At 44.8% G+C, this 21,015-nt stretch carries 15 protein-coding genes and 1 pseudogene; 13 read left to right on the top strand and 3 right to left on the bottom strand.

What is annotated here, in order from left to right:
* The first annotated feature begins 13 nt into the window (after positions 1–13).
* The 8 genes from EJP82_RS15220 (at position 14) to mobA (ending at position 10,734) form a co-directional block, all read left to right on the top strand.
* Positions 14–1,576, top strand: coding sequence for a nitrate/nitrite transporter (locus EJP82_RS15220; RefSeq protein WP_127192922.1), 1,563 nt, complete (start codon positions 14–16; stop codon positions 1,574–1,576).
* Entirely contained in the window at positions 1,573–2,835 is a 1,263-nt protein-coding gene (locus EJP82_RS15215; RefSeq protein ID WP_127192921.1) for a molybdopterin molybdotransferase MoeA, read from the top strand. Before EJP82_RS15220 ends, EJP82_RS15215 begins: the two co-directional genes overlap by 4 nt.
* Before the next feature lie 12 nt (positions 2,836–2,847).
* Positions 2,848–3,429 carry a molybdopterin-guanine dinucleotide biosynthesis protein B gene (mobB, locus tag EJP82_RS15210; protein WP_127192920.1) on the top strand — a complete coding sequence of 194 codons (582 nt, stop codon included), beginning with the start codon at positions 2,848–2,850 and terminating at the stop codon, positions 3,427–3,429.
* Positions 3,430–3,550: 121 nt separating this feature from the next.
* Positions 3,551–7,231 (top strand): nitrate reductase subunit alpha, encoded by a 3,681-nt coding sequence (locus EJP82_RS15205; protein ID WP_127192919.1) that lies wholly within the window; start codon positions 3,551–3,553, stop codon positions 7,229–7,231.
* Positions 7,221–8,690 (top strand): nitrate reductase subunit beta, encoded by a 1,470-nt coding sequence (gene narH / locus EJP82_RS15200; protein WP_127192918.1) that lies wholly within the window; start codon positions 7,221–7,223, stop codon positions 8,688–8,690. The genes EJP82_RS15205 and narH overlap by 11 nt, the downstream gene beginning before the upstream one ends.
* 44 nt (positions 8,691–8,734) lie before the next feature.
* Positions 8,735–9,442 (top strand): nitrate reductase molybdenum cofactor assembly chaperone, encoded by a 708-nt coding sequence (gene narJ / locus EJP82_RS15195; RefSeq protein WP_127192917.1) that lies wholly within the window; start codon positions 8,735–8,737, stop codon positions 9,440–9,442.
* Positions 9,439–10,119, top strand: coding sequence for a respiratory nitrate reductase subunit gamma (gene narI, locus EJP82_RS15190; RefSeq protein WP_425464349.1), 681 nt, complete (start codon positions 9,439–9,441; stop codon positions 10,117–10,119). Before narJ ends, narI begins: the two co-directional genes overlap by 4 nt.
* 15 nt (positions 10,120–10,134) lie before the next feature.
* Positions 10,135–10,734, top strand: a complete 600-nt coding sequence (gene mobA, locus EJP82_RS15185; protein ID WP_127192916.1) for a molybdenum cofactor guanylyltransferase — start codon at positions 10,135–10,137, stop codon at positions 10,732–10,734.
* Between the two features lie 202 nt (positions 10,735–10,936).
* On the opposite strand, the gene EJP82_RS27980 is transcribed toward mobA, so the two are convergent.
* A complete protein-coding gene (locus EJP82_RS27980) occupies positions 10,937–11,119 on the bottom strand; it encodes a hypothetical protein (protein WP_170220200.1) in 183 nt (60 codons plus the stop codon).
* An 81-nt stretch (positions 11,120–11,200) separates the two neighbouring features.
* On the opposite strand from EJP82_RS27980, the gene moaC reads away from it, so the two are divergent.
* The 4 genes and pseudogenes from moaC (at position 11,201) to EJP82_RS15165 (ending at position 17,785) form a co-directional block, all read left to right on the top strand.
* A complete protein-coding gene (gene moaC / locus EJP82_RS15180) occupies positions 11,201–11,695 on the top strand; it encodes a cyclic pyranopterin monophosphate synthase MoaC (protein ID WP_127192915.1) in 495 nt (164 codons plus the stop codon).
* A gap of 16 nt (positions 11,696–11,711) precedes the next feature.
* Positions 11,712–11,873 (top strand): annotated as a pseudogene (locus EJP82_RS15175) (molybdenum cofactor biosynthesis protein MoaE); the annotation flags it as partial.
* A gap of 56 nt (positions 11,874–11,929) precedes the next feature.
* Positions 11,930–12,937 carry a GTP 3',8-cyclase MoaA gene (moaA, locus tag EJP82_RS15170; protein WP_127192914.1) on the top strand — a complete coding sequence of 336 codons (1,008 nt, stop codon included), beginning with the start codon at positions 11,930–11,932 and terminating at the stop codon, positions 12,935–12,937.
* 936 nt (positions 12,938–13,873) lie between these two features.
* On the top strand, positions 13,874–17,785 hold the full coding sequence (locus EJP82_RS15165) for a glycosyl hydrolase family 18 protein (protein WP_127192913.1): 3,912 nt from the start codon (positions 13,874–13,876) through the stop codon (positions 17,783–17,785).
* A 169-nt stretch (positions 17,786–17,954) separates the two neighbouring features.
* On the opposite strand, the gene EJP82_RS15160 is transcribed toward EJP82_RS15165, so the two are convergent.
* Positions 17,955–18,923: a metallophosphoesterase family protein gene (locus tag EJP82_RS15160; RefSeq protein WP_127193015.1), complete on the bottom strand. Its 969-nt coding sequence runs from the start codon at positions 18,921–18,923 to the stop codon at positions 17,955–17,957.
* Positions 18,916–19,794, bottom strand: coding sequence for an alkaline phosphatase family protein (locus EJP82_RS15155; protein WP_127192912.1), 879 nt, complete (start codon positions 19,792–19,794; stop codon positions 18,916–18,918). The genes EJP82_RS15160 and EJP82_RS15155 overlap by 8 nt, the downstream gene beginning before the upstream one ends.
* Positions 19,795–20,034: 240 nt before the next feature.
* Between EJP82_RS15155 and EJP82_RS15150 the strand changes: the two genes are divergently transcribed.
* Positions 20,035–21,012 (top strand): ABC transporter permease, encoded by a 978-nt coding sequence (locus EJP82_RS15150; protein ID WP_127192911.1) that lies wholly within the window; start codon positions 20,035–20,037, stop codon positions 21,010–21,012.
* Positions 21,013–21,015: the final 3 nt, after the last annotated feature.

Below are 21,015 nucleotides of genomic sequence, written 5' to 3'. Positions count from 1 at the left end.
GGGAGGCGTGGGTATGAAACCATCCAAAGCACTATTACCTTTACAAACCTTAAGTCTTGTTCTAGGATTCGCTGTTTGGGGTGTATTATCATCGTTAATTGTGTTTATTAAAGAAGGTATTATTTTAACACCAGGACAATTATCTCTAGTAACGGCTTTACCAGTGGTGCTAGGTTCCGTATTACGGATCCCGTTCGGTTATTGGACGAATAAATATGGAGCGCGATTGATGTTCATGATTAGCTTTATAATCCTGCTCATACCTGTGTTCTACATCAGTAAAGCAACGACCTTCAATCATCTTATAACAGGTGGACTATTTCTTGGGATTGCTGGCGCGACGTTCTCTGTGGGCGTTACCTCACTTCCGAAATATTACCCTCGATCGAAGCATGGGTTTGTAAATGGGATTTATGGTCTTGGTAACATTGGCTCGGCAATAAGTACATTTTTTGCACCTTTATTAGCAACGCAGTTTGGATGGCGGACGACAGTACAGTTCTATTTGATCTTGCTCATCATTTTTGCGATTGCTAATTTTTTTATCGGGGATCGACAAGAGAACAAATCAACAATCCCACTGATGGAGCAGTTCAAAGGAATCTATCGAAACGAGAAGCTATGGCTGCTTTGTTTTTTTTACTTTATAACATTCGGATCTTTCGTAGCATTCACCGTGTTTCTACCGAATTATCTCGTCCAACAATTTGATATTAGCAAAATAGATGCAGGATTGCGTACTGCTGGCTTTGTGGCACTAGCTACACTTATGCGGCCGATTGGCGGCTGGCTTGGAGATAAGTTTAATCCGTTTAAAATATTGGTGTTTGTATTCATCGGATTGACAATAGGAGGCATTCTACTCGCCTTTTCTCCATCTATCATGCTGTATTCTGTCGGATGTTTACTGATTGGTTTTTGTGCAGGAACGGGGAATGGGACGCTCTTTAAATTAGTTCCTCTTTACTTCTCGAAGCAGGCAGGTATTGCAAACGGACTCATTTCTGCTCTTGGCGGTCTAGGGGGATTCTTCCCACCACTTTTGTTGTCACTATTATTCGCAATAACCGGACACTATGCGATTGGTTTTATGGCATTGGCTATGGTGGCTATGTGCAGTTTACTACTTGTGCTTTATTTGTACTGGCAGGATCGAGTGAAATTGGCCGAGCAAATGATTCAGAGTACCTCTCAAGCGATTCTTGTTACGAATAAAAAGGGGATTATCATCAATATAAATCCAGCGTTTACAGCTATCACAGGTTATACCGCGGATATGGCCATTGGTCAAAAGTCGGGTTTTCTCAAATCGGGTCGTCACGACAAAGATTTTTATGATTTGATGTGGAAACAGTTGCAGGAGAACAACGCATGGAGTGGTAACGTATGGAATAAGAAAAAGAATGGCGAACTATATTTACAATTCTTGACGATCAATGCTGTACAAAATGATGTCGGTGAAACCAGTTACTATGTTGGTGTCTTTAGTGAAATTGAGCCGACCTCCGAGCGATTTAACCGGGAAGTCTTCTCCGGAAATGATCGTATGCATGGAAACGGAATGGTAGTCCTATGAGTGGAAGAAAAGCGCAAGAAAACTTCATGAGAACAGCGGTCAGTGTAGAAGAAGCAACCCATATCGTCATGGATAGAGTTCGTCTGATGGATACGGAAGAGCTGTGCATTACGCAAAGCATCGGAAGGTATCTGGCTGTGGAAATTATTGCTTCTCAGCCTGTACCTCATTTTCGACGGGCGGGTATGGATGGCTATGCGGTCATAGCGGCTGATACTTCTTCTGCAACGATCCGGAATCCGATTACTTTGAATGTTGTTGATAACATTCCAGCGGGTACAACTTCAAGCATGACGATTCGCCCGGGAGAATGTGCAAGAATTATGACGGGTGCAGTTGTACCAGATGGCGCAGATGCGGTTATCAAATATGAAATGACAGAAGAGAGCGCCTATGGCACCGATGAACAAGAGACGTGCTGCGTCAAGGGGATGGTTATTCCCGGTGAAAATGTGTCACCAATCGGCATTGAGATAGGTTCGGGAGAGTTGGTTCTTCAAGCTGGTGTTCGTATTGGCCCGGCAGAGATCGCACTGCTTGCTATGTTCGGTATCGCTACAGTTCAGGTATATCAACAGCCTCGTGTAGCAATCCTTGCCACGGGTGCTGAACTGCTTGATGTTCATGAGCCGCTACAGCCCGGAAGGATTCGTAACAGTAATGCCTATATGGTCACAGCGGCTGTTATGGATTTCGGGGGGATTCCGGTGATGTTAGGCCGAATTTCAGATGATGTAGAGAAGGCAAAAGCGATTGTGATGGATGCCTTTGCTGTATATGATGTTGTCGTAACGATCGGTGGTGTCTCGGTGGGGGACCACGATATAATCTATGATTTAACGAAAGATTGGGATGGAGATTTGAAGTTTAATAAGGTGTTAATGCGACCCGGTAGCCCAACGACATATGGTCTTTGGAATGACAAACCACTCTTTGCACTATCCGGCAACCCTGCTGCTTGTTATGTTGGATGTCGATTGTTTCTTCGCCCTGCACTCCGTGGCATGATGGGGGCCAAACTTGTACCAGAGCCACGTATGTTAGCCACATTATCTACTGCTTATTTGAAATCAGATCGTTCTACGCGTTTTATTCGTGGTGTTTTCTCCAGCGAAAAGGGCTCCTTGGTAGCTACACCCATTGGATATGACATGTCCAGCGTTACCGTATCACTACGTGATGCCAACTGTTTGATCTGCCTTCCAGGTTCACCTAAAGGCTACGAGGCGGGCGAACTTGTCGAAGTTATTCCATTGTAGAGGGGGAGCGTCATGTCAGTGAATTCAACCTGTGTAAGTATAATTTCTGACTTACCGGTGTTACAAATCGTAGGCTATAAAAACAGTGGAAAGACAACACTAACTTGTAAGCTTATAGCAACACTAACGGCCGCAGGCTTAAGGGTCGGATCAGCTAAACATGATGCTCATAGGTTTCAGCTTGATGAACCAGGTACAGATAGTAGCAAACATTTGACACATGGAGCTGTAGAAACGGTCCTTACTTCAAACACCGCTACCCGTTGGATGCGTCAAGAACCAACCTCATTGCAGGAAATTGCTGCACTGCTAAACGGAAGGGTCGACATCTTAATCGCAGAAGGTTTTAAAGCAGCATCTTACCCCAAAATCGCTTTAATTCGTGAGTCCAACCACATGATAGATCTCCTTAAAGAGACGTCAGATATACGACTTTGGGTAAGTTGGCTGAATCCTAAGAAATTCTCCGCTAACAGTGTAAGTAACAAACAGCCCCATAACGCCCCAATCCTCTCTATTCATGCAGAGGATATTCTCCTTGATCATATTCAAACCCTAATAATGTCTCTACTCCCTCCTGATAAATCCAAATGAAAAGATAAGAATTTTAGCAAAACTAGGGAAAACCCTTGAAAGAATGAGGGTTTTCCCCTCTCTTTTGTGCGAGCTGCTAAGTCTACAATAGAAGTAGAATAAGGCGCAAGGAGATGAACGAATGAAGAAGAACAATCCTCTATTGCAAAAGCTTACGTTTTTCCGCAAGCGTGAAAAGAATGCAGAAGGGTGGAGCGAAGTATCCACAGCGGATCGTTCGTGGGAAGATATGTACCGCAATCGGTGGCAACATGATAAGGTTGTCCGCTCCACACATGGAGTGAACTGTACTGGATCATGCAGCTGGAAAATATTCGTAAAAAACGGTATCGTCACTTGGGAAACACAACAAACGGATTATCCAACAACTGGACCCGATATGCCAGAATTCGAGCCTCGCGGATGTCCTCGTGGAGCAAGCTTCTCCTGGTATCTCTATAGCCCACTGCGGGTGAAATATCCTTATATTCGCGGCAAGCTATTACAATTATGGCGGCAAGCTCGTCAAGATAACCATGATCCTGTATTGGCATGGGCGTCTATTGTAGAAGACGATAATAAAAAGCTGATTTATAAATCAGCCCGTGGTAAAGGTGGCATGGTCCGCGCATCATGGGAAGAGGTTAATGAAATCATCTCGGCATCGATGTTGTATACGATCAAAAAGGAGGGCCCAGACCGGATTATTGGCTTCTCTCCAATCCCGGCGATGTCGATGGTTAGCTATGCCGCAGGATCACGATTTCTGTCGTTGCTTGGTTCTCCACTGCTAAGTTTCTATGATTGGTATGCAGATTTACCGCCGGCTTCGCCTCAAATATGGGGTGATCAGACTGACGTGCCGGAGAGTAGTGACTGGTACAATTCAAGCTATTTATTGGTATGGGGTTCCAACCTTCCGATGACCCGCACACCAGATGCACATTTTATGACAGAAGCTCGTTATCGAGGGACAAAGGTTGTGTCCATTAGTCCTGATTACGCGGAATTCGTCAAATTTGCAGACAAATGGCTCCCTGCTAAGCAAGGTACCGACGGAGCACTCGCTATGGCGATGGGGCATGTTATTCTGAATGAGTTTTATGTGAAAGAGCGCATTACCTATTTTGAGAACTACTCTAAAAAATACACGGATTTCCCATTTCTGATTATTCTGCAAGATGAGAATGGGATTTGTACCGCAGATCGCTTCTTAACCGCTAAGGACTTAGGTGTCGAGACTAATAATGCAGAATGGAAAACGGTGCTCATTGATGAGAATACCGGGGAGTTGCATATTCCGAATGGAACGATTGGATCTCGCTGGGGCGAGGATGGTAAATGGAATCTAAACCCCATTGATGCGATCACAGGCGATGAGATAAACCCAAAACTTGGTCTCGGTAGCTCTGCGAGTGGGCAACGGGATATCAGCTTGCCATACTTCGACGATGAAGGCAAAACGATAGTGTCTCGTGCAATCCCTTACAAGACTGTTGTAGGGGCTGATGGATCTACGTTCCAAGTAACATCAGTGTTTGACTTGATGCTAGCCCAATATGGAGTGAATCCAAGTGGTGAAGGCAGCTATGATGACGCGCAGACGGCTTACACACCGGCATGGCAAGAAGCGATTACAGGTGTTGATAGAGAGTCAATTATCCAGATCGCCCGTGAGTTCGCACTGAACGCAGTCGAGAGTAAAGGCCGGTCCATGATTATTGTAGGCGCAGGAATCAATCATTGGTATAACTCTGATACGATCTATCGCAGCATTCTAAACCTCGTTCTTATGACGGGATGTCAAGGGGTTAATGGAGGCGGTTGGGCGCATTATGTGGGACAAGAAAAATTGCGGCCAGCTGAGGGCTGGGCAACCGTAGCCTTCGCACGAGACTGGACGATGCCAGCACGTCAAATGAATGGCACATCCTTTTTCTACTTTGCTACGAATCAATGGCGTTTTGAGTCAAATCCGGTGGACGGACATACTTCACCACTTGTTGATAAAGCGCGATATGCGCATTATGCAGATTACAATGTAATGGCTGCGAGACTTGGATGGTTACCTTCCTATCCGCAGTTCAATGAGAACTCGCTTGGTCTGGTGAATCAAGCTAATGCCGAGGGTGCGCACACGCCTGAAGAAATAGCGCAATATGTGGCGAAGCAGCTTAAGGATCGTAAATTGCAGTTCGCGATCGAAGATCCGGATGCCGCAGCGAATCATCCGAAAGTTATGTTTGTATGGCGAGCGAATCTCATCTCTAGTTCTGGAAAAGGTCATGAGTACTTCTTGAAGTATTTGCTCGGAGCGCACAATGGTTTATTGAATGATGATACAGACACAATGCGTCCTGAAGAGATTGTATGGCGAGATGAAGCGGCAGAAGGCAAGCTTGATCTGATGGTCAATATTGATTTTCGTATGTCAGGTACAGCTGTCTATTCCGATATCGTTCTTCCAGCCGCTACATGGTATGAGAAGAGTGATCTCTCATCGACGGATATGCATCCTTTTATTCATCCATTCAATCCAGCTGTGCCACCTCTGTGGGAATCACGTTCGGATTGGGAAACTTTCAAATCCATCGCAAAAACATTCTCGGAAATGGCGAAGGATCAATTTACTGAACCACAAAAGGATATCGTCGCCGTACCACTGCTGCATGATACACCTGATGAGTTGGCACAGCCATTTGGGAAAATACACGACTGGAGCAAAGGCGAGATTGAAGCGATCCCGGGTAAAACGATGCCTAAATTCGTCGTTGTAGAGCGCGATTATGCTCAAGTATATAGCAAAATGACTTCACTTGGGCCGCAAGTTAAGAGTAAGCCTTATGGCATAAAGGGGATGAATTGGTCAGCGGCAGATGAATACGAGCTGGTTGGAAAGATCAACGGTCTCGTCGATGAACCCGGCATAGCCGAGGGTTGTCCAAAGCTAATCACTGATCTTCATATGGCAGAAGCGATTCTTACGTTATCTTCCACTAGCAATGGGAAAATGGCGGTCAAGGCTTGGGAATCCCTTGAGAAGAAAACGGATCTCAAGCTAAAGGATATGGCAGAGGATCGCAGTGATGAGAGATTTACTTTTGCCCAGATTACGGCGCAGCCCAAAACGGTTATTACTTCACCGGCTTTCAGCGGGACCGAGCAGCATGGCAGACGCTATTCTCCTTTTACAACGAACGTAGAACGGATGATTCCATTTCGAACGTTGACAGGACGACAGCATTTCTATCTGGATCATGAGATGTTAACAGAATTTGGTGAGAATATGGCGATATTCAAACCGACACTTAAGCACGCTCCGTTCCACACCGCGAAAGATCGACCGACGGTAAAGGGCAAAGAAATCGTGTTGAACTTCATGACGCCTCATAGTAAGTGGTCCATTCACAGCATGTACTATGATTCCCTTCCTATGCTTACGCTGTTCCGCGGTGGCCCGACCATTTGGATGAACAAGGATGATGCGGCGGACACAGATATCAAAGATAACGATTGGATCGAATGCTTTAACCAGAATGGTGCGGTTGTTGCTAGGGCAGTTGTCACGCATCGAATGCCACGTGGAATGACTTATATGTATCACGCACAGGATCGAACAATTAATGTTCCGGCAACAGACGTAACATCAACCCGTGGTGGAACGCATAACAGTCCGACACGGATTCATGTAAAACCTACGCATATGATTGGTGGGTATGCTCAACTTAGCTACGGTTTCAATTACTACGGTCCGACGGGGAATCAACGCGACTTGTACGTTGTCATCCGTAAACTAGCGGAGGTGAACTGGCTTGAAGATTAAAGCGCAGATCGGCATGGTAATGAATCTGGATAAATGCATCGGCTGTCATACATGCTCCGTCACATGTAAGAACACTTGGACCAACCGCAAAGGTGCGGAATATATGTGGTTCAATAATGTGGAGTCCAAACCTGGAATCGGTTATCCCAAGCAGTGGGAGAATCAAGAGAAATACAAAGGTGGTTGGGTGCTGAAGGGTGGCAAGCTGGAGCTGCGCTCTGGAAGCCGTGCGAAGCGTTTAGCACACATATTCCATAATCCAGATCAACCTACGATAGATGATTATTACGAGCCGTGGGACTACGAATATGAGAAATTACAGCAAGGTCATGAACGCAAGCATCAGCCTGTTGCTCGCCCGAAATCGCAAATTACCGGGGAACAGATGGAAATCAAATGGGGCCCTAACTGGGAAGATGATCTTGCCGGTGTGCACGAAACGGGAATGCTTGATCCCAATATGGCTGGAATCGAAGAAGCCGTACGCATGGAATTCGAGCAGGTGTTCATGATGTATTTACCAAGGATCTGTGAGCACTGTATCAATCCATCCTGCGTATCGAGCTGTCCATCAGGTGCTATGTATAAACGCGAGGAAGATGGCATTGTGCTTGTCGATCAGAACGCATGTCGTTCATGGAGGTTTTGCGTATCCAGTTGTCCTTACAAAAAGGTGTATTTTAACTGGCAAACGAATAAGGCAGAGAAATGTACACTTTGCTTCCCGCGTATTGAACAAGGCTTGCCGACGATTTGTTCGGAAACCTGTGTGGGACGCATCCGTTATCTAGGGGTTATGTTGTATGACGCGGATCGCGTAGAAGCAGCAGCCTCGGTAGAGAATGAACAAGATCTCTATGAATCACAGCTTGATATATTCCTTAATCCCTTCGATCCAGAAGTGATTGCAGCAGCGCGTGAAGCAGGAATTCCGGAAGATTGGGTTGATGCTGCTCAGCATTCTCCTATTTATAAGATGGCAGTAGAGTGGAGAATCGCGCTTCCGCTCCATCCAGAATATCGCACCATGCCGATGGTATGGTATGTTCCACCGCTTAGCCCAATTACTAATATGGTGGAGGGCAAAGGTACGGCAGCCTCAGCTGACGATATCTTCCCTGCTATTGATGATATGCGAATTCCCGTAGAGTACTTGGCGAACCTGCTGTCAGCAGGGGATACCGAGGTTATCAAGACGGTGTTGAAGAAGATGGCTGTTATGCGGACGCATATGCGATCCCGTAATCTGAGCAAGGAGCCTAATCTTGCCCTGCTGGAACAATTCGGATTAACAGAGAAGGGAATAGAAGAGATGTATCGCTTATTGGCAATTGCTAAATATGAAGATCGATTTGTTATCCCTTCAGCACATCGTGAAGAATTCGCGGATCTTTATAGCGAGCAAGGGGCATGTGGGTTTACGAATATGATGGGTGGACCAGGACCGTGCGGAGGATAATCCATACGGATCCCTACCCCCAATCTTAAAAGGAGTGATGAGGAATGCAAGATATAACGCTCCGTTCCAGTTGGATGATGATGTCGTTTCTGTTGCAATATCCTGATGAACAGTGGCAAGAGCGAGCGGATGATATGTTCGTTAACTGGTGCGAGCTGTTACAGGATGAGAACGACGATCAAGCTGTGAAGCTTCAAGAGTATGCAAGCGATTGTATCACGGAGTTTGTCGGTATGGACTCCGAAGTTATTACGGCGAATTATGTGAAGACCTTTGACTTCAACAAGAAAGCGAATTTGTATTTGACTTATGGGCAATTAGGCGAAGAACGCGAACGGGGTCCTGCCTTACTTAAACTGAAGCAAATCTATGAAGAAGAAGGTATGATTCTTGCCAGTGAAGAACTGCCAGATTATTTACCACTTGTCCTTGAATATGTCGCAGTAGCGGAGGAGAACAATGGAGTCGCCTTGTTGTTGTCCTTCCGTAAAGCACTTGAAGGTGTGCGAGATGCACTCGCTGCAGCAGGTAGTCCGTATAGGCATGTGCTTATGGGAATCCTGATGCTTCTCGATCAATCATCCGTGAAGGAAGGCTCCTTTCATTTCGAAGCATCCGTTGGCTACAGCGGTACTGGTGGAGGAACGGGAACTACAGGTTGTGGTCCGATGTGGGCTGCAGCAGGATATGGAGGAGGTTCACCTTTTGCATATCAAGGGGGAAATCAGGTAGAGAGGGGGGAGTCAGAATGACATTGGGCATCCAGTTTTTGTGGGTGATCTATCCTTATCTCATTCTCGTTATCTTTCTGATAGGTTTGTATTATCGTTATCAAACGGATCAATTCGGATGGACGGCTAAATCCAGCGAAATGTTGGAAAAGAAGAAGCTACGATGGGGGAGTAATCTTTTTCATATCGGGATTATGCTTGTGCTATTCGGTCATGTGGGTGGACTCCTCATTCCAAAGGCTTGGTTGGTGGGAATTGGAGTCAGTGATCACCTTTACCATGCGATAGCGATTTCACTTGGTAGTTTTGCTGGAATACTAACCTTGGTAGGATGTTTGATTCTCTTGTATCGTCGACTAACCGATCCGCGGATCCGGAAGACAAGTAGCTTTGGTGATATGTTGTCTATCATCCTCCTAACAATGATCGTTGTGATTGGGATGGCGGCAACCCTATTTAATACGACAGCTAGCTCTGATTTTGATTATCGGGAGACGATCTCACCATGGATTCGCGGTGTATTGACCTTTACGCCAGACGGTATGTTAATGGCTGAAGTTCCGATTATTTTCAAAATACACGTTCTCTTGGGTCTAGCGTTATTCGCCGTATTTCCTTTCACTAGACTCGTACACATGTTGAGTATGCCTATCACCTATTTACGAAGAAGTTATGTACTGTATCGTAAACGCAAATAGAAGGCGGTGTTCCAAGTGATTACGGGCGTTATACTGGCTGGTGGACGTAATTCGCGAATGCATGGATATAACAAGGCGATGTTGCCCTTCAAGGGTGAAAGTATTATTGAAGGGCAAATTCGGGTTATGGGAACGATATGCCGGGATATTCTAGTCGTAACGCCTGACCCTGATTGTTATGCCAACCTCTCGATGCGAAAAGCGACTTATCTTCCTGATGTTTATGCGGGACATGGTCCACTATCCGGTATGCATGCTGCTTTTTTGAAGCTACGAACGGAATTTGCTTGGGTGGTAGGGTGTGACTACCCTACTTTGTCTGTTCCAGCTGCACAATTGATGGTTAATCTACTCAAGCAAATGGACTATGACGCAGTTGTTCCTATCGTCAATGACAAGTATCAGATGCTTCATGGGGTCTATCGCCCAGAAAGACTACTTAGTCCTATTGTAAGTTTGATCGAAGGGGAGCAGTATCGACTTTCAGGGCTATTGGATATGATCAATTGGTTAGGGCTTAAGGAGTCCGATTGGGTCGAGAGTGGAATTTCACATGATTTCACCATGGATATCGATACACCGGAGCAGTATTTATCCATGCTGCTTAGGAACTAATGAGGAGGCTACGTCCGTGCATAGTGAAAGATAAATCAGGCAGGAGAGCTTCCCCCTCAATCGGAGCTTTAGGGCAAAGTGAATTCCAGCATAAGCATGTCTTGATTGTGGGAGCAGGTGCCTAAGGCGGTGGCGGTAGCTCGTCGACTTCGGCAGATCAATTCCTGCATCAACATTCATGCGCATGTACTGGATTGTACAGCTACTGATAGCTACTGATCTGGTTCGCATGGTAGAATCGTCCAAGGTAGATTTGATCGTGGATGGTACGGATCATTTTTCTATCCGATATATGATTAATGATATCGTCTAAAAGTATAAGATTATCTGGATTTACGGTGCCTGTTCGGGCAGCTATGGTGTGATGAGTTGTTTCTGAGGACATCGTGCTTTACATCCACCGATGAGCGGGGGCTGATGGGCGATATGGGAAAGTAATCTAAGGAAAGGCAAGGAGGATCAGGTGATGAATACTGCGAAATTGACTCATTTTAATGAGCAGGGCAGGGCGCATATGGTGGATGTCAGCGAGAAAACAAAAACCCAAAGAATGGCTGTCGCCATTAGTCAAATCCGCATGCGTTCGGAGACATTAAGCAAAATCAGAGAAGGTGGTATTGGCAAAGGTGATGTTTTAGCAGTGGCTCAAGTAGCTGGTATCATGGCTGCCAAAAAAACAGCGGATATCATTCCAATGTGTCATACGCTATCATTGACAGGGGTCGATATCACTTTCATTGAACTAGATGATGAAACGTTGCTGATCAAGGTACTTGTAAAAACAACAGGAGTTACTGGGGTCGAGATGGAAGCACTCACCGCTGCCCAGGTTGTCGGATTAACCATTTATGATATGTGCAAAGCAATTGATAAAGGGATGATTTTGGGTCCTACGTATTTAGAGCAGAAGAACGGTGGCAAAAGTGGAGATTATTATCATAATGAAACGCACTCGATGTGATTGAAAGGGGTGGATGATGATGAACTCTTCCCTTTATTTTACGGATCAACCTATCGTTCCGGAAGAGGTAACGGATAATGTCACACGCCGGGAAGCGGGCGCTGTAACGTTGTTTATTGGCACTGTTCGTGATATTACCCAGGGTAGACGTACCTTATATCTTGATTATGAGGCCTATCCAGAGGGAAAACCGATCATAGGAGCAATTGCAGAGTAAAAGGAGGTGCAAATGGTATGACGATTCAGACTTTAACCGATCGTTTTGACCGAAAGCATGATTACTTGCGTATTTCGGTTACAGACCGCTGCAATCTGCGCTGTATCTATTGTATGCCGGAAGAAGGGATGGAATTCGAACCTGCGGAGCATCTGTTAAGCTATGATGAAATAACAAGTGTGGTCAAAGTACTCGCTGGAATGGGAGTACGCAAGCTGCGATTAACTGGTGGTGAGCCTCTTGTTCGCAAAGAATTAGATGTTCTTGTCGCCATGCTTTCACAAATTCCGGGGATTGAGGATATCGCATTAACCACAAATGGTATTTATCTTGCATCACGGGCAGAGCGCTTGAAGCAAGCTGGACTAACCCGGGTTAACATCAGCTTGGATTCTCTTAATTCGGATCGCTTCAAGATGATCACACGCGGGGGGGATATCAATAAAGTACTGGCGAGCATTGATGCTTGTATAAATGTGGGCTTATCTCCAATAAAATTAAACGTTGTACTCATGAGAGGGATTAATGACGATGAAATCGCTGATTTTCTTTCCTTAACAATGGATCGTGATATTAATGTTCGTTTTATCGAATATATGCCGATTGGACATCATGATTCCCAGTGGAAAAGTTTATATCTGCCACTAAAGCAAGTGTTTGATGTATGTGCAGAGAACAATTGGTCATTTGAATCTATTTCGTCGCTTTGTAGCAATGGTCCATCGGATAATTATAAAATTGCGGGAGCAATCGGGAGCTTCGGACTCATACACCCAATCAGTAATCATTTTTGCCAAACTTGTAACCGTCTGCGTCTAACGGCTGATGGATATATTAAGCCATGCCTCGCCTGGTCGGAGCAATTCCAGGTTCGGCGAGTCATCGGTGATGATGAGGCTGTTCGTCAATTATTTTTAGAAGCACTTAGCACTAAACCTGAAAGTCACGAAATGGCTAAGCATTTGTTGGAAGAGCAGACCACGCATATGCCCACTCTTCGCAGAATGTCACAAATCGGTGGATAAAGTAGGGATATGATCACGACAAAAACATTTAGAAGTAGTATGTTGCTTCTATTTTTATATTTTGCTTGATTTGAAGATTTCAGCAGCTATAAACCCGGTTAAGCGCAACTTTAACTTTGGTGCTTCGGGTGCCTACAGCAGCAGATCGAGCAAGGGGATGTGGAGAGTTTAACCGCTCCAATAGAATCCGTATGGGGGAAACCCGCGAAACCCGCGAAACCCACGAAACCCACGAAACCCACGAAACCCACGAAACCCACGAAACCCCGCTAATCTAGGAATAACAGGAATTTCTCCTTTTAATGCGACTTTAGAACAGCGATTGGGCAACTCAACAGGATTTTCTCCATCTAATTAAGCGATATGAAGCCTTAGTGATGGAAAGTTGATTGATTTAACTGGAGTTTTTCCAGTTAATAGAGGAATGATGTATATCCTCAGTAACTTAACAGGAGCTTTTCCCTTTAAATGAATGTGGCAGCATGTTCGGGCACTAGCGGAACGGAATTCAGCAGCCAGATAAATAAAAAAAGTATAAATTAAACTGTGATCCGTGAGGTAGATACTTTGAAAAAAAGTGTCTTTCTTACGGATCATTTGTGTTTAATTCTATTTGAGAGTATTGGACGTCAGATATGAGTCGTGGTCCAGACTCACTATATACAAATTTATCCTATAGAGAGAAGATAGTATCCCTTGATTTTGTGCTTGTCCACAATTCATGCTTGTTACATCTAAATTTAACTAATACAAACAGTATTTTGTAAGGGAGGTAGGAGATTTAGAAATACGGAAATAAACTCCTATAGGAGCGTGATGCTGAACGGATCGTTCTATATGCAACATTGAAACCGCTTACACAAATTAAGTTTCAAAATTAGTTTTTTAAGGGGGATACAAGTGCGAATAAATGTTCAGAAGAGGTATTTTAAAATCATGACATTGATTATGACCTTTATCTTAGCCGTAGGGACATTACTTCCCGCACCTTCATCACATGCGGCAGAAGTAGATCCGCTTGCTCCGCAAAATTTAAAAGTAGTAGAGGACTCCATCACTGCTACTAGCGCAACTATAGAATGGGATATTGATCCTAATAGTGATGATATTGATGTTTGGTTCGCTGACAATGATGAATATTATACTTGGGGCAATACCGGAAGCCGGACACTAGAGGGTTTGCAGCCAGAAACAACATATAAACTTTATATTACCTGGCTCGTAAGACCGGCTACTCTTGAGCATAAAAGTAATGTCATCGAGTTTACTACGCTTGCAGGAGAACCGGAACCAGAGACTCCAACGAACGTTGGTCCTAGAGAATTAAAGGTTGTAGAAGTAACACATAATACCGTCTCACTAGAGTGGAAACCTATACCAGGGATTACGGCTTATTGGATTTGGGATGAAAATAATAAGTATATTACATGGGCAAATGATGGAGCAAAAGTAGTAGGTGGTTTAGAGCCGGAGACTACCTATTCTTTCTATGTTGGGCAGGATGGAATACAAGCCCCTAATCTCACTCCGGAACAAAAGAGCAACGTAGTCACATTTACAACACTTCCAGATACGAGCGAATACCCAGATCCACCATTAGCCCCACCTAGTTATTTGAAAGTAGCGGGTGTGACGGATGATTCTATAACCTTGGATTGGGGCTCAAGTCCTGGGGCGACAGGTTACGATCTCTATGTAAATGGGGATTGGAAAGGAGGAACATGGGACAATTCCGCAACGACGATTCAGTATAAACCTGAAGAGGGATTATTATCTGGTCAAACGTATACCTTCGAAGTTGGCGCACAAAATCCCCCAAACCCTGTTTCAGCGAATAGCAATAAAGTAACCATCACTTGGGGACAGTTAGTAGCACCAACGAGTTTGCAGGTTGTTACGGCAACAAGAACATCGGCTTCGCTCGGATGGGCGCCTATCCCTGGTGCCACAAGCTATGATGTTTATCAGAATGGTACTCTAATCGGTTCGAGTGATTCCAATCGCTATGTAGTCAGCGGTCTGACTGAGGCACAATCCTACTCTTTTACAGTCGTGGGCAAGAACAACCTTTGGGAATCATCGGAAAGTAATGAAGTTAAGGTCGTACCAGGTAGTAATTATAATATCGTTACTTACTATACATCATGGTCCGTTAGCGAAGGGGGTAGAAATTATCAGCCAACGGATGTCGACGTATCCCAAGTTACTCATATCAATTATGCCTTCTCCGACTTATGTTGGAAGGGATTCGGAACTGGAGCTACAGCGTGTCAGAACGAAGATATTCCTTTACAACAAAACTACGTGTTTGATGGCGAAATGGTCATTGGTGATCCTGAAGTAGACTTGAATAACTTCAACACCTTTGCATCTATTAAAGCTCAAAATCCTCATTTGAAGTTAATGATTTCTGTAGGTGGTTGGTCTTGGTCTAAGAACTTCTCGAACATGGCGGCGACGGAAGAGACTCGCCATGCTTTCGCAAACTCCGTCGTGAAATTCCTTCGTGCTTATCAATTGGATGGACTCGATATTGACTGGGAGTATCCAGTTGAAGGCGGGGAAGAGAGTAATTCTAGAAGACCAGAGGATAAGGAAAACTTTACTCTGCTAGTTCAAACGGTACGTGAAGCTTTAGATGCGGCTGGTTCGGAGGATGGTAAGTATTATCTTCAGACAATTGCTGCTGCACAGGGAGATAATTTCGTTACGAATGCGGACCTTGCTAATTCCGTAAATTATCTCGATTTCGTCAATATTATGGCCTATGATTACAGCGGAGATTGGGAGACATTAGCACATCACAATGCGCCATTATATTTTGATAAGAACCATCCCAGAGCTGAAACCTCTGCACCTAGAAATAATGTTCAGGGTGCAATGTTAGGACATTTAAATGGAGGAGTCCCCAATTATAAATTAGTTGTAGGTGTTCCGTTCTACGGTAATGGTTGGTACGATTGTCCTGAGAATGGAGAATATCAGATCTGTGCTGGAGGGACTCCATTTGGAACATGGGAAGGCGGACAATTTGATTATACAGATATAGAAAATAATTATGTGGACACAAATGGGTATGTTCGTTATTGGAATGAAGCATCTAAAGTACCTTATGTATACAATAGTGATACGAAAGTTTTCATAACCTATAATGACAAAGAATCCATCATGTACACCACATCCTTGCTAAAATCATTGGATCTTGCCGGTGTGATGAGCTGGGAAATTAGTGGAGACCGGAATAAAACGTTAACCACAGAGTTGGTTCAAAATTTACCGATCGATGGTTCTGTGAATACCACAGCACTTGCTGCTCCTTTAAATCTCATAGCTACTTCCCATAGTCAGAATGAAATTAAAGTGAAATGGGATGCAACAGAAGCGGCAACTGGGTACGAAGTTTTTGTGAATAAAGTATGGCTGGGCAATACAACAGAATCAAATTATACAATAAGTTCTCTTACAGCCGGAACCAACTATAAGATCCATGTTATTGCCATCGTAAAAGAGAATGATCATATTCAGAAAGTATCTATAAATAGTAATGTGCTCAGTGTGACAACAAAATCAGATGTCGTAACGCCGCCAGACCCAGGAGGAGGACCATCTTCTTCAGGGGGCGGCGGCGGAGCATCATCACCGACTCCAACACCAATCATTAAAGTGCCAGGGCAACTGGATACGCAGATCACCAAGGATGGTGATAAGCTCAATGTAAAAATACCAACAACTGCAGCATTAAAAGCTATTGATCAGTCTACTGTAACGACCTTCCAGATCATAGTCAGCGACAAAGCAGCGAAGCAGATAGAAATTAGCATAACTAAAGAAGTCATTGCTGCTATGGCGAAAAAAGGGGAGCAAGCTCAACTATCCATCATAATGAATGAAGTTGAGTATATCATCCCGATGGGTCCTATCCATGTTTCTGCAGATATTAAAATAACGATTACCTCTCCTGAACCAAACAACATCGATCAATTGACGAAGCAGTTGCAAGTTAGGGGGTTGAAGCAACTTGTAAATCCTCTTGAATTTAAGATTGAACAATTAAATGCTAATCAGACATACGTTGAAATTACAGACTTTGGCACCACACTTCTGAGTCGGAAGTTTAAATTAAACGCTAAAGATATCGATGTTAATCGGGCAACTGGAGTAATCTATATCCCGGACACGAAAGAGATTCGTTCGGTGCCAACCTTATTTACTGTGAACCCGGATGGTAGTGTAACGGCAGAGTTGAAGAGAGCCGGCAATAGTATCTACACCATTGTAGAGAGCAATTTCAAATTCCTAGATGTCACGAAGGGATGGGCACAGAAGGATATAGAACAAGCAACCGCGAAACTGATTGTTTCTGGAGTGAGTACCGATCAATTCGGGGTCAATACTAGCCTTACACGTGCTGAAGTGGTTTCAATGATTGTTAGAGCACTAGGTATCATTCCAGATGGGACGAAAGGTACCTTTAAAGATGTTGATGATCAATCGAAGTATGCAAGCGATATTTCAGCTGCAAAAGTTACCGGTTTAATCAAAGGAAAGACAGAAGACACATTTGGTCCAAATGATCCGGTGACACGTCAGGAAATGGCAGTTATGCTGGATAATGCACTGAAATTTACAGGCGTGAAGCTTGATGCAGCAGATCCTGCAATACTGAATCAGTTTGGCGATCAAACAAGCATTTCTTCGTATGCAAGAGTTTCAGTAGCACTGATGGTTGAGCAGAAGATCATGCAAGGAATCTCACTGACTAAATTAGATCCTCTGTCGAACATCACAAAAGCTCAAGGAACAGTTACGATTATGAGAGTTCTACGTACATTAGGGTTATCTAATTAAACATCGAAAGGCACGGGATTCGTATTCCGTGCCTTTTTTTACTATTTGATTGCACACATCGCAAGTTCGGTGGTCATTCAATTAATCGGAATATCAAGGGCACCCCTCAGCCATCATTATGGCTTTTTGGATGCCCTATTTTATTTATTTCATAGTGTTATCTTATGAGTTAACGAAGTCCCATGGCACCGATTTTTGGTGTTCTTCCTACGGGCTCATGTTTTTTCTGCTCGGACTGGAGAGTTCCATCTGCTAGATGCAGCCAAGTATCGAAGCTTCTTTGTCCTTCGTGCAGAACTATGACTCTTGCTCCTGGAGCAAAAGGTCGATCCAGATAAGCATTACGTGTCGTGCGTCCATAGCAGAGACGGATGCCGTGCCAATCGCCCCAGTAGTCGTGGCCGTGATCATGGCCTACGAAGGTACCCATCACATCTCCCATCTCAATCATAGCAGCGAATAGACCGGAGTTCACCCAAGGTGCGCAACAGAATTCGTCGTTACGCTCCCCGTAGCAGATGTTAAAGTCCCACACATCGTTATATTCCGGCAAAGGAATATGGAAAAAGGCAAGGGAAGGCAGTGGCGTACCCCCGTTGCTGTTGGTAAGCCGATAGGATTCACGTGCATACCAATCAATCTGATCGCGGCGAATCCAGTCATAGAAGCCCATTCGGCTATGCTCTAGCGGCGAATAGCTGCCTGAATCCAGGAAATAGAGGGCGCAAGCCGCTTCTTGATCCTTTCCTTTCATAGTCAGGACATAATTGCCAGAGCCGTGAACGCCTTGCGGGTCGGGCTTGGCATAATTGTTAGGGTAAGTCAGCTGCATGGCATGCAACTGCTCACGCGTGATTGTAGCTTCGGAATCGTGGTTACCAAATACAGCTGCCCACGGTATATTCAAGCGATCCGGCACGCAGCAGGCCCGCCGGAATGCGTCAGCTGGATCCTTAGTACTAGCGGAGGCGATAATATCCCCCGTGAAGACGACCAGGTCCGGCTGCTCATCTTGTAGAATACGTAGCATCATAGCTTCCATCTGTTGTTCTTCCTGATCGTTTGTAGCAAATTCGGGGTCGGTAAACTGTACGATCTTAAAGGTCCCATCTTCCCGGAATCGCAGGGTCTTAGCCATGATGAGACTCCCATAGGGAATCCGAATCCGAATTCGAATTCGAGTCGTCCAGAAGTCCCTTCGGTAACCGGGCATCCCATTGTTCCGGTACTGTTAAACCTAATGCTAGCGCGGTAACCTCAGCCGTATCCGTAATGGAGACAGGACCCGAAAGACGACCTCTTTTGACTCCAGGGCCAACACAACCCCAGAAGACGTTACGATCCATTGGATGGTCGCTACCATGATTATGCTTCTCCGTACCTCCTCCGCCATGATCTGTGAGCAGGATGATTAGGCTGTCCTCGACGAGACCTAATTGCTCGATCCGATTCAATATCGTCCCGATTCGTTCGTCGCAAGTACTAATCATAGCTAAATACTCAGGCGAATCTTCGCCATATCCATGCCTGTGCCCGGAGCCATCCGGCTCATCCAACTGGAGGAACAGCAGTCGTATATCGGGATTCTCCTCGATGTACTCCAGGAGAGCGGGAACAAGCTCTGCATCGGGCAGGGAAACCTTATGTACTCCGAGGTTATCTTCAATAATACCGGAATTAATGGGGCTCCAACCGGTAAAGGAAGCAAGCTTGGCCTCCGGTTGTTGCTCCCTAACTAGTCGAAAGAGGGAAGGATAGGGGGAATCGTTCAGATAGGACTCGTTAGCCACCTTATCATTGGTCAAGCCATGTTTGTCAGGAGTTACCCCGTGAAGTATAGACCCCCAGCATTCCGCACTGATCGTTGGCAATTCCGCCTGTGCCTCATTAGTAAAGGCACCACGCGCTAGCCAAGCATCTAGATTGGGTGTATTCGCTTGTTGCACGAAATTACCCGCTCCATCCATACCAAGAATAAACACCCGCTGCACAGTCTTTGTTTGTTTCATCCTGTATCGCTCCTCGTATATTTCTCTTAATGGAAGGTGTAATTTCCTGGGTTAGAAGAGGTCACCTTTTGTATACGCCTTTAGCATACGAGGAGCTACTAGAACCGTCAATATCTGAAACCATGCTGAATACGAAGTAGTCACAATCGTTATAAGGATAAGTCATCATCCTAGTAGTTCGTTAAATTGGGGGCCATCTATAATAAGTGTTAGAAGGAAAGAACAGAGAGGATGAGTCTTATGCCAACACTTGCATCATCCGATGTACCCGTACCTACGGTCACAGTCGTCCCCAGTCGGCAGCGGATATTTCGCAAGAAAATAAAAAAATACAGGGCTTTACTTCTTATGATGATTCCGGGATTAGCGTACTTGATTTTAAATAATTACATTCCCATGTATGGAGTTATCTTGGCGTTCAAGGAACTGAACTATGTTGATGGAATATTTGGGAGCCCTTGGGCGGGGCTATATAACTTCAAGTTTCTATTCAACTCGCCTGACGCTTATCTAATAACACGAAATACGGTTTTGTATAACGGAGCATTCATTATTGTAAATACTTCAATTGCACTGCTTATCGCACTATTGGTTAACGAGATTAAGGACAAAGTAGTCACTCGATTTTATCAGAGTACATTTCTGCTTCCTCATATAATCTCAATGGTTGTTGTCGCTTATCTAGTGTACAGCTTTCTGAATGCGGAGAGCGACTTCATCAATAGGCAACTCGCGAATTGGTTCGGCTTTGATTCGATCTCTTGGTACAACGAGGCGAATTACTGGCCTTATGTGTTGGTCATAGTTAATGCATGGAAAAGCGTGGGGTACTTGGCCATCATCTATTTCGCAGCCATCATCGGTATCGATAAGGAATACTATGAGGCGGCAACCATAGATGGTGCTAGCAAGTGGAAGCAGATGACTCGTATTACGATTCCGCTAATTGCACCTATGATCATCGTCATGACGCTGCTTTCGATCAGTACCATTATGCGTTCGGACTTCGGTTTATTCTATCAGGTGCCAATGAATTCCGGTCCGTTGATGCCAACGACGAATACCATTGATACGTTTGTCTATCGGGCAATGATTGTACGTGGAGACATTGGAATGTCAACAGCCGCTGGTGTTTACCAATCTGTCGTGTGCTTCTTTCTGATCCTAGGAGCGAACTTCGCCGTGAGACGAATCAGCAAGGACAATGCCTTATTCTAACGA

Origin of the sequence: Paenibacillus anaericanus, assembly GCF_003994475.1 — a bacterium.
Taxonomy (GTDB): domain Bacteria; phylum Bacillota; class Bacilli; order Paenibacillales; family Paenibacillaceae; genus Fontibacillus; species Fontibacillus anaericanus.
This window is presented reverse-complemented; position numbering and strand designations above follow the sequence as displayed.

What these genes read in the sequence shown, in the direction of transcription:
- EJP82_RS15165 (WP_127192913.1), top strand. Translation starts at nt 13,874, where the DNA reads ATGACATTGATTATGACCTTTATCTTAGCCGTAGGGACATTACTTCCC.
- EJP82_RS15215 (WP_127192921.1), top strand. Translation starts at nt 1,573, where the DNA reads ATGAGTGGAAGAAAAGCGCAAGAAAACTTCATGAGAACAGCGGTCAGT.
- moaA (WP_127192914.1), top strand. Translation starts at nt 11,930, where the DNA reads ATGACGATTCAGACTTTAACCGATCGTTTTGACCGAAAGCATGATTAC.
- moaC (WP_127192915.1), top strand. Translation starts at nt 11,201, where the DNA reads ATGAATACTGCGAAATTGACTCATTTTAATGAGCAGGGCAGGGCGCAT.
- EJP82_RS15205 (WP_127192919.1), top strand. Translation starts at nt 3,551, where the DNA reads ATGAAGAAGAACAATCCTCTATTGCAAAAGCTTACGTTTTTCCGCAAG.
- EJP82_RS15160 (WP_127193015.1), bottom strand. Translation starts at nt 18,923, where the DNA reads ATGGCTAAGACCCTGCGATTCCGGGAAGATGGGACCTTTAAGATCGTA.
- narI (WP_425464349.1), top strand. Translation starts at nt 9,439, where the DNA reads ATGACATTGGGCATCCAGTTTTTGTGGGTGATCTATCCTTATCTCATT.
- EJP82_RS27980 (WP_170220200.1), bottom strand. Translation starts at nt 11,119, where the DNA reads ATGTCCTCAGAAACAACTCATCACACCATAGCTGCCCGAACAGGCACC.
- EJP82_RS15155 (WP_127192912.1), bottom strand. Translation starts at nt 19,794, where the DNA reads ATGAAACAAACAAAGACTGTGCAGCGGGTGTTTATTCTTGGTATGGAT.
- EJP82_RS15150 (WP_127192911.1), top strand. Translation starts at nt 20,035, where the DNA reads ATGCCAACACTTGCATCATCCGATGTACCCGTACCTACGGTCACAGTC.
- mobB (WP_127192920.1), top strand. Translation starts at nt 2,848, where the DNA reads ATGTCAGTGAATTCAACCTGTGTAAGTATAATTTCTGACTTACCGGTG.
- EJP82_RS15220 (WP_127192922.1), top strand. Translation starts at nt 14, where the DNA reads ATGAAACCATCCAAAGCACTATTACCTTTACAAACCTTAAGTCTTGTT.
- narJ (WP_127192917.1), top strand. Translation starts at nt 8,735, where the DNA reads ATGCAAGATATAACGCTCCGTTCCAGTTGGATGATGATGTCGTTTCTG.